Here is a 13,731-nt window from a genome sequence, read left to right on the forward strand (position 1 = left end):
GCCGGCCCGGGCTCGCTGCGTACTATCGGCACGCCCTTGAAACAAGACTGTCCGGTGTTGGCAATCGCCGCTCCGGACAAACCCGCGATGCCACGCACGCCCCTCTCTTCCAGCAGCCAGCCGCATGCGCCGTCGACACCGGCGCACAACTGCGACATGCGTCTGGCCGACGACGTGCAGCAGCGGCTGCTCGCGGTGGCGCACCGGCGCACGCTGGCGCGCGGCGAGTCGCTGTTCCACAAGGGTTCGCGGCCCGATGCGCTGTTCGGCGTGGTCAGCGGTTCACTGCGCGTGAGCGTGGTCGCAACGGGCGGGCGCGAGGCGGTGATCGCCATGCTCGAACCTGGGCACTGGTTCGGCGAGGTGTCGCTGCTGGTCGGGCGAGAGCGCGTCTACGACACCTGCGCGGTCGACACGACCGAGATGGCGGTGGTCGCGGCGGCCGACTTCCACCGGCTGGTGGCCGCGCATCCCGACGTGCACATGGCCTTCACCCGGCTGGTGTGCCTGCGGCTGCGCCAGGCGCTGGCGTGGATCGACGACGTGATCCTGATGCCGCTGCCGGTGAGGCTCGCGCACCGGCTGCTGACGCTGGACGCGCGCGCATCGAGCCCGGGCGAGGGCGGCGGCACGCTGCTCGGCGTGTCGCAGGAAGACCTGTCGTTCATGCTCGGCGTGTCGCGCCAGAGCGTGAACCGGCAGCTGAAGCTGTGGGAGGAAGATGGCACGCTGCGCGTGCGCTACCGCGGCATCGAGCTGCTCAGCCGCGCGCAGCTGGAGCGGCACGCGGCCACGCCGAGCTGAACGCGCCGGCGGGCTCCGGTTCAATCCATCCGCGCGCCGGAGGCCTTCACTGCTTTCTCCCAGCGCGGCGTTTCGGCGGCCAGGAAGCGCGCGAACTCCTCGCTGCCCAGGAAGGCCGGGTCGGCGCCCTGGCTCACCATGCGTTCGCGCACCTCGGGGCTGGTCAGCACGTGTTTGAACGCTTCGCCGAGCTTGGCGACCACGTCTTTCGGCGTGTCCTTCGGCGCGAAGAAGCCATAGAAGCCCACCACCTCGAAGCCCTTGAAGCCCGACTCGATCACGGTCGGCACGTCGGGCAGGGCGGGGTTGCGCTCGCGGCTGGTCACGGCCAGCGCGCGCACCTTGCCCTGCTTGTGGTAGTTGGCTGCCTGCGGGATCGACTCGGCCATGAACTGCACCTGTCCGCCCATCAGGTCGGTAAAGGCGGGCGCGCTGCCGCGGTACGGGATGTGCACCATGAAGATGCCCGTGGCGGTCTTGAACATCTCGGGCACGAGGTGGCTGATGCCGCCGTTGCCGGCCGAACCGTAGTTGACCTGGCCGGGCCGCGCCCTGGCGTAGTCGACGAACTGCCTGAGGTTCTGCACCGGCAGCTTCGGCGTGACCAGCAGCGCCAGCGGCTGCATGGCGGTGCGCGCGATGGGCACGAAGTCGCGCTGCGTGTTGTAGGGCAGCTTGCTGTAGAGCGCGCCGTTGATCACGGCCACGCCGGTGTTGGCCAGCATGAGCGTGTAGCCGTCGGCCGGGCTCTTGGCGACCGCGTCGGCGCCCACCGAGCCGCCCGCGCCGGGCTTGTAGTCGACGATCAGCGGCTGGCCGAGCACGGCCTGCAGCCTGTCGGTGAGCAGGCGCGCATGTTGGTCGAGCGGGCCGCCGGCCGGGAAGCCGATCACGACCTTGATCGGCTTGTCGGGGTAGGCGGCCATCGCCGTGGTGCCGATGGCAAGGGAAAGGACCGCGATCGCGATCCGGGCAGTCTTGTTGTTCATGATCCGTCTCCTTTTTGTGAGGAGACGATCATAGGCAGCGCGCTCAGCCGGCCAGCGTGGCTTTCAGCGTGATCTCGGGCACGCTCGCCAGCGCCTTCGACAGCGGGCAGCCGGCCTTGGCGGCGGCCGCGATCTGCTGGAACCTGGCTTCCTCGAGGTTCGGCACGGCCGCGTCGAGCTCGAGCTGGATGCGGTCGATCTTGAAGCCGTCGCCGTCCTTGGCCAGCCGCACGGCGGCCTTGGTGTCGATGCGTGTGGCGGTCAGGCCTTCCCGTTCGAGCGCGAAGGCGAAGGCCATCGTGAGGCAGGCGGCATGCGCCGCGCCGACGATCTCCTCGGGGTTGGTGCCGCGCTTGTCGTCCTCGAAGCGGCTCGCGAAGCCGTAGGGGTAGTCTTTCAGGGCGCCGGTCTCGGTGCTGACCTGGCCCTTGCCGGTCTTGCCGGCGCCTTCCCAGTGGACGCTTGCGTGCTTGTCTGCTGGCATGTCGGTTCCTTCGCTTGGGTGGTGTGTGGAGGGAACGGCAGGTTCGCCCAGAAACCGGCGGCTGTCTGTAGTCGTACGGCGCGTGCGCAGGTTCGAAAGGGGGAGGGGCGTCAGAAGAATGGGCGTCGCCTAGGCGACGCTCCGGGGGGCTTCCCCCATGGGAGCGGCGGCCGTGGCGGCTTAGTCTGGCGGGCTGTCGCTTTTTCTTTTCCCCGCCTGTACCCACCATGCAACAACGCCCGCATTACAAGTTCTGGCCCAAACGCCTCCCTCACTCGATCACCGTCCCCGCCACCTCGCTCTGGCACAACCTGGCCACCTCGGCCGCACGCTATCCCGACAAGCCCGCGCTCGTGTTCTTCGGCCGCGTGACCACCTACCGCGACTTCGCCGCCCAGGCCGAGCGCCTGGCAGGCGCGCTGCATGCGCTGGGCGTGAAGCGCGGCGACCGTGTGATCCTCGACATGCAGAACTGCCCGCAACTGGTGATCGCGCATTTCGCGATACTGCGCGCCAATGCCGTCGTGGTGCCGGTCAACCCGATGAACCGGGCCGAGGAGCTCAAGCACTACATCACCGACTCCGACGCCAAGGTGGCCATCATCACCGGCGACCTGGCGGGCGAGCTGGCCAAGGCCAGCAATGCGCTGCCCGTGGAGCAGCGGCTCGACCACATGGTCGTGACCCAGTTCACCGATGCCTTCGACGCCGACGCATCGGGCGACGACGCTCCGGCACCCGCCTGGAAAGACTGGCTCACCACCCGCCACCCGCTGCCCGCGCTGGACGGCGGCAAGACCATCGCGTGGACCGACACGCTCGAAGCCAACCACCCGCCGCCCGAGCACGTGGTGGGCGCCAACGACATGGCGCTGCTGCCCTACACCAGCGGCACCACCGGCCTGCCCAAGGGCTGCGTGCACCACCATTCGAGCCTGATGCACAACGCGGTGGCCGGGCAGCTGTGGGGCGGGTCGACTTCCGAGACGGTGGTGCTGGCCGTGGTGCCCATGTTCCACATCACGGGCGTGGTGAGCATGATGCACACGGCGATCCTGGCGGCGGCCACGCTGATCATCATGCCGCGCTGGGACCGCGACGTGGCCGGTCGGCTCATCTCGCGCTGGAAGGTCACGGCCTGGACCAACATCCCGACCATGGTCATCGACCTCATGGCCAGCCCCAACTTCGCGAGCTACGACCTGTCGAGCATGACCTACATCGGCGGCGGCGGCGCGGCCATGCCGCAGGCCGTGGCGCAGCGCCTGCTCGAGCAGTACGGCCTGAAGTACCAGGAGGGCTACGGCCTCACCGAGACCGCCGCGCCGTCGCACACCAACCCGTCGGACCATCCCAAGCAGCAGTGCCTGGGCATCCCGTTCATGAGTACCGACGCGCGCGTGGTCGACCCTGACACGCTGGCCGAAATGCCGATCGGCGAATCGGGCGAGATCATCATCCATGGCCCCGAGGTGTTCCAGGGCTACTGGAAGCGCCCCGACGCCACGGCCGCCGCCTTCGTCGAGTTCGAGGGCAAGCGCTTCTTCCGCTCGGGCGACATGGGCCGCATGGACGAGGACGGCTACTTCTTCATCACCGACCGCTTGAAGCGCATGATCAACGCGAGTGGCTTCAAGGTGTGGCCGGCCGAGGTCGAGCTGCTGATGTTCCGCCACCCGGCGATCCAGGAGGCCTGCGTCATCTCGACCAAGGACGCCTACCGCGGCGAGTCGGTCAAGGCCGTGGTGGTGCTGCGCGCCACGCACAAGGACACCACCGAGCAGGAGATCATCGACTGGTGCCGCGAGAACATGGCGGTCTACAAGATCCCGCGCAAGGTGCAGTTCGTCGATGCGCTGCCCAAGAGCGGCAGCGGCAAGGTGATGTGGCGGCTGCTGCAGGAGGTGGAGAGCAAGTAGATACGTGTATTTAATGCTATTAAATAGATAGCAATAGCCAGGTGCACGGGTTGAGTACGAAAAATGTACGGAAAACGACAGTTTTCGTGCGGGGCGCTAAGGACACGCCGAGCCTAAGCTGGCCCCCACGAGATTTGCTGGGGCTGCTGGAACCGCGCAATGTGCCCTTTCTCGCCTTCAGGGGCCAGGGCCTTACAGCGCGATTTCGCTCTGGGATGGGGCCTCGCGCCCGCCTAGGTGGAAAAACCTGCCAGCGGGCCTCCTGGAGGCGGGCCGAGCCATTTGCTGGGCAGCGTGAGCGCACAACTCAACATGGCGATGCACGTGAGGACCGCCTCCCTCTTGACGGACCTTGACGGTGGCCGAAGCGCGCCGCCGCCAGCTTGACCAGACGCAGGAGCGGGTCGTCGAGGAGGCGCTGCGCCGCCTGCAGGGGGCTGGTGGCTTCCATGGCCAAGAGCACCAGCAGGATGGAGCCGGCGGCGGCATTGCCATACCAGTCAGGCAGGGTCTTCCAGTACGCCGGCGGCTTCCCAGCGCAACCCGAAGGCGGCATAGTTAGCAGGGAAGCTCAAAAGGACACGAACAAAAGGAAGCAGGGAGGCTGTTTTGATTGAATCGCTGATCAAGAACCTGAACCAGGATATTGCGCTCCTTCAACTTCGTATTGAGAGGGACAAGGATGCCGGCTTTAACGACATGGCGCGGCTGCTGGAGTCGATGTCGATCCAGTTCTTCAAAGCCGTGGGCATTGCGAACCTCAAAAGCAAGAATCAGATTCGAGTGAACTTCCCGGCTATTGATGCCGCGGACGACGACAAGGATGGTGGGATTGCCGTGCAGGTCACCTCGGTCGCGGACGCCAAGAAGATCAGTAAAACGATCACAACCTTCGAGAAGAAGGACGCTGCAGGGAAGTGCTTGAAGGACGGCTACGCGGCGCTCTACATCTTCGGCTTCTGCAAAGCGTCAAGAACTGCGACCGTTCCCAACTACTGCCGGGTGGTCGATCCCGCCTTCTTCGTTGGCAAGCTCGTCGACCTCGGTGATGAAGAAAAGCTGCAGACGATCATCGACTCGGTCCGTCGTCTCGGGGACTATTCTTCGATCCACCCTTATGGCGATATTGAGTGTCTCAAGATCGTGTTGGGCTATGTGGGGCGCAATGCCGTCAGGCACTACATGTCCTGCGAGGGTAACCTCGACGACATGACGAGGGGCCTTAAAGAAATCTCGGAGCTCATCGGAAAGGGCACCGTCGACGGCAAGCAGAAATCAAAGGCCCACCATGAATTCGAAGATCAAGAGATCGGCGAATTTCTGCGGCACGTGCTGAGCCAAATTGGCGGTATCGCAGCGATCATGAACCGTGCGAACCGCAACGGTTTCGTCTACTTGAACCAGCAGGACATGAGAGCCATCGATGAGCAGAAGCGGTCGATCGCCACATCGGCGCAGCGCATTGCCGCAAGGCACGGTATCGCCACGCCGTTAGACATGCACGGGGTCGACTAGCATCCGGCAGTAGCGCACCACGGCGATCGGGCAAAGCAGCTGCGCGATCAACTCTGCCTCCGCTTCAATCGACTGGTGATCGCTTGCTGCTGAACCTTGGTGGCGGCGGCCGGTGAGGTCAGTGCAGTTCTCGATCCGGGCCAATGCGTCCAAGCCAATCATCCGGATGCGCCGCGTCCTTATGTTCAGCGCAGAGTGAGCACGGCAAGAGGTGCGGCGAGTCAGTACGCAGACGAGCGATGGCGGCCGCCTCAAGCATCAGGCGTCGTCCCCAGTTGGAGAAGTGCAGGTGCTGGTAGATCGTCGTCTCTTTAATCTTGTGCAGCGTAGGGAGCACGTGGTTCGCAATAGGTTCGGGCAGATCGAAGAAGAGCCTGCTGTCGAGCAAGCGCCTGCTGTCGAGCATGAGCCTGATCACCTTATCCGACAGAAAGACGTTCCGCTTGGCACCACGCCAGATGATCCCATCCAGCCATTTCAAGTGCGCGAGGTCCAGGTCCTTCGCCACTAACTTACTGCGACCGACAGTCGGGATGTGCAGTAGTTCGACAAACGACACGCGGCACGCGTCCTCCGGCTCGAAACCCGTCCGTGCGAAGTTGCGGTGATAGTGTTGGCCGTCACCCCTGTAATCGGTCAGAAGAAACGGGTGGTGCACCTTCTGGCGCCACCAGAAGGCAACGCCATCGTCGTGATACTCCCACACACGGGGGTAGGCAGGACTGCTTTCGATCTGAGCGTCGTAGTTCGCATCTAGCCCCACGAAGACGAACTCCGCACTTTCCGGCCGGGCACCTTGGTAGGGCTTGTCGCGGAACATCGCGGTGAGACTCTGGCTGGGGTGTGGCTGGTACACGTCGGCAGCATATGAGAGATCGCCATGGCGCGCCAGTGGGGCAATCGGGCGATTTCCGCAGTGACAAGACTCCAACAACGCGCACCGCAGTCGCTCAATGTTCAGACCGTTGTCCAACAGCTTGCGCGACGAAACCGGCGTGAGCAGCCAAACCTCGATCGAGGTGATCCGCAGCGCCTCGAAACAACGGGCGCGCTGAAGGTTGCTGCGCCGCACGCAGTACAGCCCAATATCTACTCGCTCGACTTTGCCTGGACGGGTAGGCAAACTATCTTCTCGAGATCGAGCCCGCGGCCGTGCTTGCGCTTCATCGCATGATCGGCCGGGGAAATTACTGGCTTCACAGGCGCTACCCTATTTGAAGCTGCACTGCAATGAGTACAAACATATTCAAAAGCAGGGCGCAAGCTGACTTCGATGGTCAGGATTCAGAAGATCCTCTCCGTTATTCTTTGCAACACATTCGTTGTAAAAAAGTTATCTATGCGCTCCTCTCGGCTTTGCAGTCTTGTCCTCTCGGCCCTCTGTTTGGGGGGCGTTGCCGCCAACGCTCAAACATCGTTGCGAGCCTGGAACACCCACCCCGATGGCTACCCGGTGACGGAGGCGATGAAAAGCTTCATTCAGGAAGTGGATGCGGCAACCAAGGGGAAATACAAGATCGAGCTGTTTTCCAACGCTGTTCTGGGAGACCAGGGCAAGGCTGTAGCGATGCTCAAGGCCGGCGAGATCGATGTCGCCGAGTTCAATTCGGCGCCACTGTCCGAAGCGGCGCCGGAACTCAAGGCATTCAATCTCCCGTTCCTGTTCACGGACTCGGCCCACATGTTTCGCTACCTGGATGGCGAAATAGGGGCGCGACTGGCGCAGACACTGCAGGCTTCGGGTTACGTGGTGCTCGGCTGGTATGACGGGGGCGCTCGGTCGTTCTATTGCGCCAACAAACCATTGACCACGCGAGAAGATCTTGTTGGCCAGAAAGTTCGGGTGCAACAGTCCGAGGTCTACATCGAGATGGTCAAGCTGCTGGGCGCCATTCCGGTGGTGGTGCCCTACAAGGACGTGCTCGATGGGTTCCAGAAGGGAACGATCGATTGCGCCGAAGGCAACATGGTCTCCTACGAAGCCACCGGACACTACAAGGCGGCCAAATACACATTGCTGGACAGCCACATGATTTCTCCCGAAGCATTGGTCGTCTCCACCAAACTGTGGAACCGGCTCAGTGCGGACGAAAAAGCGGTGTTCCAGAAGGCCGGGAAAAAATCGGCGAACCTGATGCGGGAGCTCTGGGAGAAACGAGTCGTCTCCGCACGTGCTGCCGTGACGAAAGAAGGCGCCCAGTTTTCCAACGTGCAGGACTTTTCTTCATACATCCGGAGAATGTCGCCGCTCTACGCCAAGTACATGGCTGATCCCACAACCCGGGCCGCGCTATTTGCCATCGTCGGCAAGCAGTGAGGAAAGCAGCAGGGCGGCGATAGATCCCGCGTCGGTCTTATCGATCTCCCCCGCACCCGTTGCGCTGGAGCACTGGCAGTAGCTGCGGACCCAGCGACTTCAGCAACTGGGTCGGCAGCGCGCTCGTGAACCGATAGCGAGCGGCATAGGGCTCGTGCACATAAGCCATGATGGTGCCGAAGTAGCGGTCTCCGATCATGAACACGAAGGTGGCCGATCGATCGATCTTGCGCTCCGAGATCACCCGTCCGTTCCGGTCGGTCTTCTCGTAGCGATGGTCTCCGGTGCCGGTCTTGCCACCGATCTCGATCGCGCGGCCATGCGTGTCCACGAGCGAGCCCTTCAGGCGCCGTGCCGTGCCGTCGTTCACCACCTCGACCAGCGCGCGCCGTACCGTCGCGACCACCTCCGCGGGCAGCAGCCGTTCGGCGCTCGCGTTGCGCGGTTCCAGCCGTGTCTCGTAGGGCGTGTCGCGCCCGAAGTGCAGTGCACCGATTCGTTGCGTGGGCAGCCGTACACCGTCGTTGACGAGGATGCCCATCAGTTCCGCCAGGGCAGCCGGCCGGTCGCCCGACGCGCCGATCGCGCTCGCGTAGGACGGCGTCAGCGATGCGAAGGGGTAGCCCAGGCGCTGCCACGAGCGATGAACCTGCGCGAAGGCGTCGAGCTCGATCAGCTCGCGCAGGCGCTTGTCCTGCGCGCTCTTGTGGCGCGTCTTGAAGAGCCAGGCGTAGGTTTCCTGGCGTTCACGCGCGCTCGCCTCCAGCACCTGGGTCAGCGAGGCGCCGGGTTGGCGCTGCAGGAAACCGACAAGCCAGAGCTCCAGCGGATGCACGCGCGCGACGTAGCCGCGATCGGCGAGCGACAAGCCGGCGTAGGTACTGCGCAGCGCCCGCAATGCGCGCGGCGAGCCGGCGCCGCGGCCCAGCCGCTGCACGAGAAGCTCGTCGAGCCGCGCGTCGCTGGCCTCGGGCTCGATCGTGAACAGCACGCTCGCCAGGCGCGGCGCCGATGGCCTCAGGCCCTGCAGCAGCAGGGCTTCGGCCTCCGCAGCCGACCGGTGCTGGTACTTGCGATAGAAGCGGACGAGGAAGGCCGAGCCTTCGCGATCGGCAAAGCGCGCGAGCAACTCGCGCCGGCGCGGGTCGGCAGGGTCGTTCAGCAGGCGCTCGGCGTCCGACGCGCCGCCGAACATGTGGTGGCGCACTAGGTCGCGCATCAGGCGGATGAACACCAGGTTGACCGAATGCTTGAAGCCCTCGCGCACCGTCATCGTTTCGCTGTCGCTCGAGCGCTCGAAGTTCGCGAACTGATGCAGGCCGCCGCCGGTGAAGAAGGCCTCGCCGGGGTTGGCCGAGTACTTCCGCTCCATGGCCGCCTCGAGCATCGGCGCGAGGCGGCGATCCTTGGCGCGCAGGAGGTACTGCCGCGCCCACGCGCCCAGCGGGTCGCGCGGATTGTTCTCCAGCGCCGAGAGCTGGGCGGGGGAGAGGTCGGCCCAGCGGGCGTGCAACTCGGCCACGAGCTCCAGGTAGCTCACCAGGGTGCGCAGCTTGGCGGTCGAGCCGAGGTCCAGCCGCGCGCCCTGGTTCACGTCAAAGGGCTGGTCGATGTTGTCGGCCTGAACGCGCAGCAGGTTCTCCTGCGCGCCCCGCTCGAACAGCGTGAAGCTGTAGACCAGCGGGCCCGGGTCCGCACCCGGATCGAGCAGGTGGAAGCCGAACAATCCCGCAGCCTTGGCCGCGGCGGGCGTCCGCAGGCCGGCCAGCACCCGCGCCACCATCGCCTGCGCCTCGCCGTCCAGGCTGGTCTCGGCCTCGAGGTCCAGCCGCTCCAGGTCGTAGGCGCGCGGCACGCCGAGCAGCGTGGAGATGTGGGTGCGCAGTGCAGTCGCGGCTTTGCGCTGCACGAAGTCCGGCCGGGGCGTTGGCGGCAGTTCGGGCCGCAGCCGCAGGGGCAGTGGCAGGGCCGCATCGCGCAGCTCGGGCGAAATCAGGCCTGCCTCGGCCATCAGCCGCAGGTAGCTGTCGGTCAGCCGGCCAAGGCCTGTGCCGTCGCCGAGCAGGTGCTGCGACGGTCGGCGCTGCGCGATCATCAGCGACAGTGCCTGCTTGAAGGCCTCGGCCTGCTGCCGCAGCGCTTCGTCGGTGAGCGCCGTCCCCTCGGCGTTGTCGGCGAGCAGGCGGTTCACTTCGCCGAAGTCGCGTCCATACCAGGCCCACAGGCCGTCGCCCAGGCCGTGCACCTCGCCCATGCCCGGGCGTGCGGCCAGCGGCACCGTGTCGAGGTAGTCGACGACGATCTGGCGGCGCCGCGCCTGCGTGTCCTCACCGTCCTGGTAGGCACGCAGCGAGGCCGATGCCATCTGGCGCAGCTTGTCGCGGACCGACCCGGTGCGGCCTTGCGGCGAGTGGCGGTACTTCTCGATCTGGGTCGCCAGCGTGCTGCCGCCCGTCGCCGTAGGGCTCAGGCTGACCGCCCGCAGCGCCTGCTCGAGCGCGGCCTTCGCGAAGCGTTCCGGATCGATCGCGGGGTTGCGCTGCGCCGGCTCCGCGTCCAGCAGGTGGCGGTCTTCGACGAACAGCAGGGCGCTCACCAGCAGCGGCGGCACGTCCTCGAAGCGCTCGTATGCGCGCTGAGGCACACGCGTGTGCAGCAGTGCCGCATTGCGGCAGTCGCGCACGGCCAGGCCGGCCTGGTTCTTCTCTCGGTACGGGATGAAGAGCCCGCGCTCCTGCAGTTCGATCAGCCGAGGCGACAGGCGGGCCTGGCGGGTGATGGCGTAGCCCTGGGAGTCCAGGCGCTGGATGAAGTCGGGAAGATCGTGATAGCCCAGCCGCTCGTCGTAAGGTCCGGTGTGGGGAAAGCGGATGGCATCGCTGGCACCGTTGCCGACGCTGAAGCTGGCACCGTTGCCGAGGTCGCGCCACAGGGCCGATTGCAGCCGGGAAGTCTTCAGTTCGTCTACCGCGAATACGGCAAGCGTGCCCCCCACGGCGACCCCGGCGCCGACCCAGAAAAGCTTCTTGAACCATGTCATGCTCTGCCTCGCGAACAGTCTGCACCGTGGGTTCGTCAGTGACGATGATGCTCTTTTTCGCGTCGATTTGGCATGGGTAAGATCGCGCCAGCCAACTGGCCCGGGCGTCCTTGCCTTTCCTACTTCCGGCCCAGCGACTTCAGCAGCCTGCCGGCTTCCTTCTTCCCGTCCACGCTGACATACGAGGAGGCCATCGCCTTCGTCAGGTAGTCGACCACCTTGCGGTGATTCTGGTTCGGTCCTTCCCAGAGAAAGAGCCGTCCCAGTTCCAGCGCCGCGTCGCCGTCGCCTTGCGCATAGGCGCGCTCGAACCAGAAGCGGGCCCAGCGGAAGTTGCCTTCGTCGCGATAGCAGATGGCGAGATTGGCGCAGCCCGCGATATCGCCGGCCCTGGCGGCCTTGCGGTACCAGTCGCGCGCAGCGGCGCTGTCCTGCTTCACGCCGATGCCGTGGTCGAGGAAGTAGCCGACGCTGTTGAGCGCGTGGGCCTCGCCCGCGGCCGCCGCCTTGAGAAACAGCGACAGCGCCTTCTTGTGCGCGCCGGCGTCCCACGCGTCGTTCGCCGCGAAAAACCAGTCGTCCCGGGTGGGTTCCTGCATGTGAGGGGTCTCCTTCGAAGCGCGGTTCAGAAGAAAGAAAAAATCTGTGTCCCGACCCCTCCCTGCGCACGGATCACTTAGCCTCGATCGGTCCGGCCATTCTGCCCACATCCGGCTCTTCCATGCACTTTCGCGCGCTGCCCATCGTTCTTCTTGCCTTTCCTCTTCTCACCCAGGCCGCTCCGCGCACCTGCCTCGTCGTCGGCATCAGCGACGGCGACACGCTCACGGCCCGCTGCGGCCGAATCGGCGCCTACGAGCGCGTGAAGGTGCGCATCGCCGCCATCGACGCGCCCGAGAAAGCCCAGCCCTACGGCCAGCGCAGCAGGCAGGCGCTGAGCAACATCTGCTTTCGGGAGCAGGCGCTCATCACCGAGATCGACACCGACCGCTACGGCCGCACGGTGGCCGACGTGAGCTGCAACGGCGAGGACGCCGGCAGCCGCATGGTGGCCGAAGGCTGGGCCTGGGTGTACGACTACAACCACCTGGCCACCCGGCGCGGCGGCGGGCTGTTCAGGCTGCAGGACAGCGCGCGCGCCCGGCGCCTGGGCCTGTGGGCCGACTCGAAGCCCACCCCGCCCTGGGAATGGCGCAGGCAGCAGCGCGACGAGCAGCCGCACTGGGGCAGCTTCTTCTGACGGCGGTGTGATCGGAGCCTGAGGCCGCTGGCGAGGAGGGCATCGCTCAGGATTCGCTCTTGCCTTGCACTTCCGCCACCACGCGCGCGTTGCGCTGGAAACTCCAGTAGGCGCCGGCCCAATCCATCATCACGACGATGCGATTGCGAAAGCCGATCAGGAAGTACGCGTGCGCGAACAGCCAGAACAGCCACGCGAGCCGGCCGCTGAAGCGCAGCGGGCCGAAGGGCGTGCCCAGGTCGACCACGGCCGAGTTGCGGCCGATGGTGGCGAGGTTGCCGTAGTCGGCATAGCGGAACGGCACCGTCGGCTGGCCCGCGATGCGGCGCAGGATGTTGGCGGCGGCTGCACGGCCCATCTGCTTGGCGCCGGGCGACACCCCGGGCACCGGCTTGGGCGGCTTGCCGGGCGCGTGGCTCATGGCGGCCGCGAGGTCGCCGACCACGCTGATCTCGGGACGGCCCGCCAGGCTCAGGTCGGGCTCGACCTTGATGCGGCCCGCGCGGTCGCACTCGACGCCGGTGGCCGTGCCCAGCATGCGGCCCAGCGGCGATGCTGCCACGCCGGCCGCCCACACCACGCAGCTGCTATCGATCCGGTAGCTCTCGACGGGTGCACCGTCCGCGCCGCCGCCGGTCTGCACTTCAAGCCCGGTGGCGTCGATGGAGGTCACGCGCGCATTGAGCCGCACTTCGACACCCAGCTTCTCCAGCTGTTCGAGCGCCTTCCGGCTCAGCGATTCGGGCATGGCCTGCAGCACGCGCGGACCGCCTTCGACCAGCAGCACCTGGGCACTGCCAGGGTCGATGTGGCGGAACTCGCCCGACAGCGTGTGCTTGGCGATCTCGGCCAGCGTGCCGGCCATCTCGACGCCCGTGGGGCCCGCGCCGATCACCACGAAGGTGAGCAGGGCTCGGCGGTGTTCCAGGTCGGCCGTGATTTCGGCGCTTTCGAACGACAGCAGAACGCGGCGGCGGATCTCGAAGGCATCGGCCAGCGTCTTCAGTCCCGGCGCCACGGGCGCCCATTCGTCGTGCCCGAAGTAGCTGTGCGTGGCGCCCGCCGCGACGATCAGGTGGTCGTACGGCACCCGGTCGCCGTTGGCCAGGTGCACGGACCGCGTCGCCGGGTCGATGCCGGCCACTTCGCCGAGCAGCGTCGTGATGTTCGGCTGCTTGCGGAACAGCGCGCGCACCGGCGCCGCGATCGACGGCGCCGCCAGCCCCGCGGTCGCCACCTGGTACAGCAGCGGCTGGAACAGGTGGTGGTTGGTCTTGTCGATCACCGTCACGTCCACGTCGGCGTTCTGCAGCTTGCGCGCGGCTTCGAGCCCGCCGAAGCCGCAGCCGACGATGACGACTTGGGGCCTGCCCGAGGGGTTGGTCGTTTGCATGCGGCGAATGATACGCAGCCGCCCTGCACG

The 13,731-nt window shown here is 66.0% G+C and carries 11 protein-coding genes; 5 read left to right on the top strand and 6 right to left on the bottom strand.

Annotated features, from left to right (window positions below; genetic code table 11):
* The first annotated feature begins 87 nt into the window (after window positions 1–87).
* Window positions 88–804 carry a Crp/Fnr family transcriptional regulator gene (locus AC1DFC_RS02510; protein WP_413334775.1) on the top strand — a complete coding sequence of 239 codons (717 nt, stop codon included), beginning with the start codon at window positions 88–90 and terminating at the stop codon, window positions 802–804.
* Between the two features lie 20 nt (window positions 805–824).
* Here the strand turns inward: AC1DFC_RS02510 and AC1DFC_RS02515 are convergent, their stop codons facing one another.
* Window positions 825–1,793: a Bug family tripartite tricarboxylate transporter substrate binding protein gene (locus AC1DFC_RS02515; RefSeq protein ID WP_413334773.1), complete on the bottom strand. Its 969-nt coding sequence runs from the start codon at window positions 1,791–1,793 to the stop codon at window positions 825–827.
* A 43-nt stretch (window positions 1,794–1,836) separates the two neighbouring features.
* Entirely contained in the window at window positions 1,837–2,277 is a 441-nt protein-coding gene (locus AC1DFC_RS02520; RefSeq protein WP_007833959.1) for an OsmC family protein, read from the bottom strand.
* A gap of 227 nt (window positions 2,278–2,504) precedes the next feature.
* On the opposite strand from AC1DFC_RS02520, the gene AC1DFC_RS02525 reads away from it, so the two are divergent.
* Together AC1DFC_RS02525 and AC1DFC_RS02530 are read left to right on the top strand one after the other, a co-directional pair.
* Window positions 2,505–4,196 carry a long-chain fatty acid--CoA ligase gene (locus AC1DFC_RS02525; protein ID WP_007833957.1) on the top strand — a complete coding sequence of 564 codons (1,692 nt, stop codon included), beginning with the start codon at window positions 2,505–2,507 and terminating at the stop codon, window positions 4,194–4,196.
* Window positions 4,197–4,805: 609 nt separating this feature from the next.
* Window positions 4,806–5,711, top strand: coding sequence for an SMEK domain-containing protein (locus AC1DFC_RS02530; RefSeq protein ID WP_007833955.1), 906 nt, complete (start codon window positions 4,806–4,808; stop codon window positions 5,709–5,711).
* 118 nt (window positions 5,712–5,829) lie between these two features.
* Here AC1DFC_RS02530 and AC1DFC_RS02535 read toward each other — a convergent pair whose 3' ends face one another.
* Window positions 5,830–6,834, bottom strand: a complete 1,005-nt coding sequence (locus tag AC1DFC_RS02535) for a hypothetical protein (protein WP_193386552.1) — start codon at window positions 6,832–6,834, stop codon at window positions 5,830–5,832.
* 216 nt (window positions 6,835–7,050) lie between these two features.
* Here AC1DFC_RS02535 and AC1DFC_RS02540 point away from each other — a divergent pair, with 216 nt between their 5' ends.
* Complete coding sequence (locus AC1DFC_RS02540) at window positions 7,051–8,028, top strand: TRAP transporter substrate-binding protein (RefSeq protein ID WP_042673454.1); 978 nt, start codon at window positions 7,051–7,053, stop codon at window positions 8,026–8,028.
* Window positions 8,029–8,065: 37 nt separating this feature from the next.
* Here the strand turns inward: AC1DFC_RS02540 and AC1DFC_RS02545 are convergent, their stop codons facing one another.
* Both AC1DFC_RS02545 and AC1DFC_RS02550 read right to left on the bottom strand, forming a co-directional pair.
* Entirely contained in the window at window positions 8,066–11,068 is a 3,003-nt protein-coding gene (locus AC1DFC_RS02545; RefSeq protein WP_413334770.1) for a transglycosylase domain-containing protein, read from the bottom strand.
* 119 nt (window positions 11,069–11,187) lie between these two features.
* Window positions 11,188–11,667 (bottom strand): tetratricopeptide repeat protein, encoded by a 480-nt coding sequence (locus AC1DFC_RS02550; RefSeq protein WP_007833946.1) that lies wholly within the window; start codon window positions 11,665–11,667, stop codon window positions 11,188–11,190.
* 122 nt (window positions 11,668–11,789) lie between these two features.
* Between AC1DFC_RS02550 and AC1DFC_RS02555 the strand changes: the two genes are divergently transcribed.
* Window positions 11,790–12,308: a thermonuclease family protein gene (locus AC1DFC_RS02555; RefSeq protein WP_007833944.1), complete on the top strand. Its 519-nt coding sequence runs from the start codon at window positions 11,790–11,792 to the stop codon at window positions 12,306–12,308.
* Between the two features lie 46 nt (window positions 12,309–12,354).
* On the opposite strand, the gene AC1DFC_RS02560 is transcribed toward AC1DFC_RS02555, so the two are convergent.
* Window positions 12,355–13,701: an NAD(P)/FAD-dependent oxidoreductase gene (locus AC1DFC_RS02560; RefSeq protein WP_413314126.1), complete on the bottom strand. Its 1,347-nt coding sequence runs from the start codon at window positions 13,699–13,701 to the stop codon at window positions 12,355–12,357.
* Between the last annotated feature and the right edge of the window lie 30 nt (window positions 13,702–13,731).

The sequence above is a fragment of the Variovorax sp. 10L421 genome, from assembly GCF_056395365.1.

Excerpts from the sequence above, each read along its gene's own strand:
- AC1DFC_RS02510 (WP_413334775.1), top strand. The coding sequence starts at position 88 with ATGCCACGCACGCCCCTCTCTTCCAGCAGCCAGCCGCATGCGCCGTCG.
- AC1DFC_RS02525 (WP_007833957.1), top strand. The coding sequence starts at position 2,505 with ATGCAACAACGCCCGCATTACAAGTTCTGGCCCAAACGCCTCCCTCAC.
- AC1DFC_RS02545 (WP_413334770.1), bottom strand. The coding sequence starts at position 11,068 with ATGACATGGTTCAAGAAGCTTTTCTGGGTCGGCGCCGGGGTCGCCGTG.
- AC1DFC_RS02540 (WP_042673454.1), top strand. The coding sequence starts at position 7,051 with ATGCGCTCCTCTCGGCTTTGCAGTCTTGTCCTCTCGGCCCTCTGTTTG.
- AC1DFC_RS02515 (WP_413334773.1), bottom strand. The coding sequence starts at position 1,793 with ATGAACAACAAGACTGCCCGGATCGCGATCGCGGTCCTTTCCCTTGCC.
- AC1DFC_RS02560 (WP_413314126.1), bottom strand. The coding sequence starts at position 13,701 with ATGCAAACGACCAACCCCTCGGGCAGGCCCCAAGTCGTCATCGTCGGC.
- AC1DFC_RS02520 (WP_007833959.1), bottom strand. The coding sequence starts at position 2,277 with ATGCCAGCAGACAAGCACGCAAGCGTCCACTGGGAAGGCGCCGGCAAG.
- AC1DFC_RS02550 (WP_007833946.1), bottom strand. The coding sequence starts at position 11,667 with ATGCAGGAACCCACCCGGGACGACTGGTTTTTCGCGGCGAACGACGCG.
- AC1DFC_RS02555 (WP_007833944.1), top strand. The coding sequence starts at position 11,790 with ATGCACTTTCGCGCGCTGCCCATCGTTCTTCTTGCCTTTCCTCTTCTC.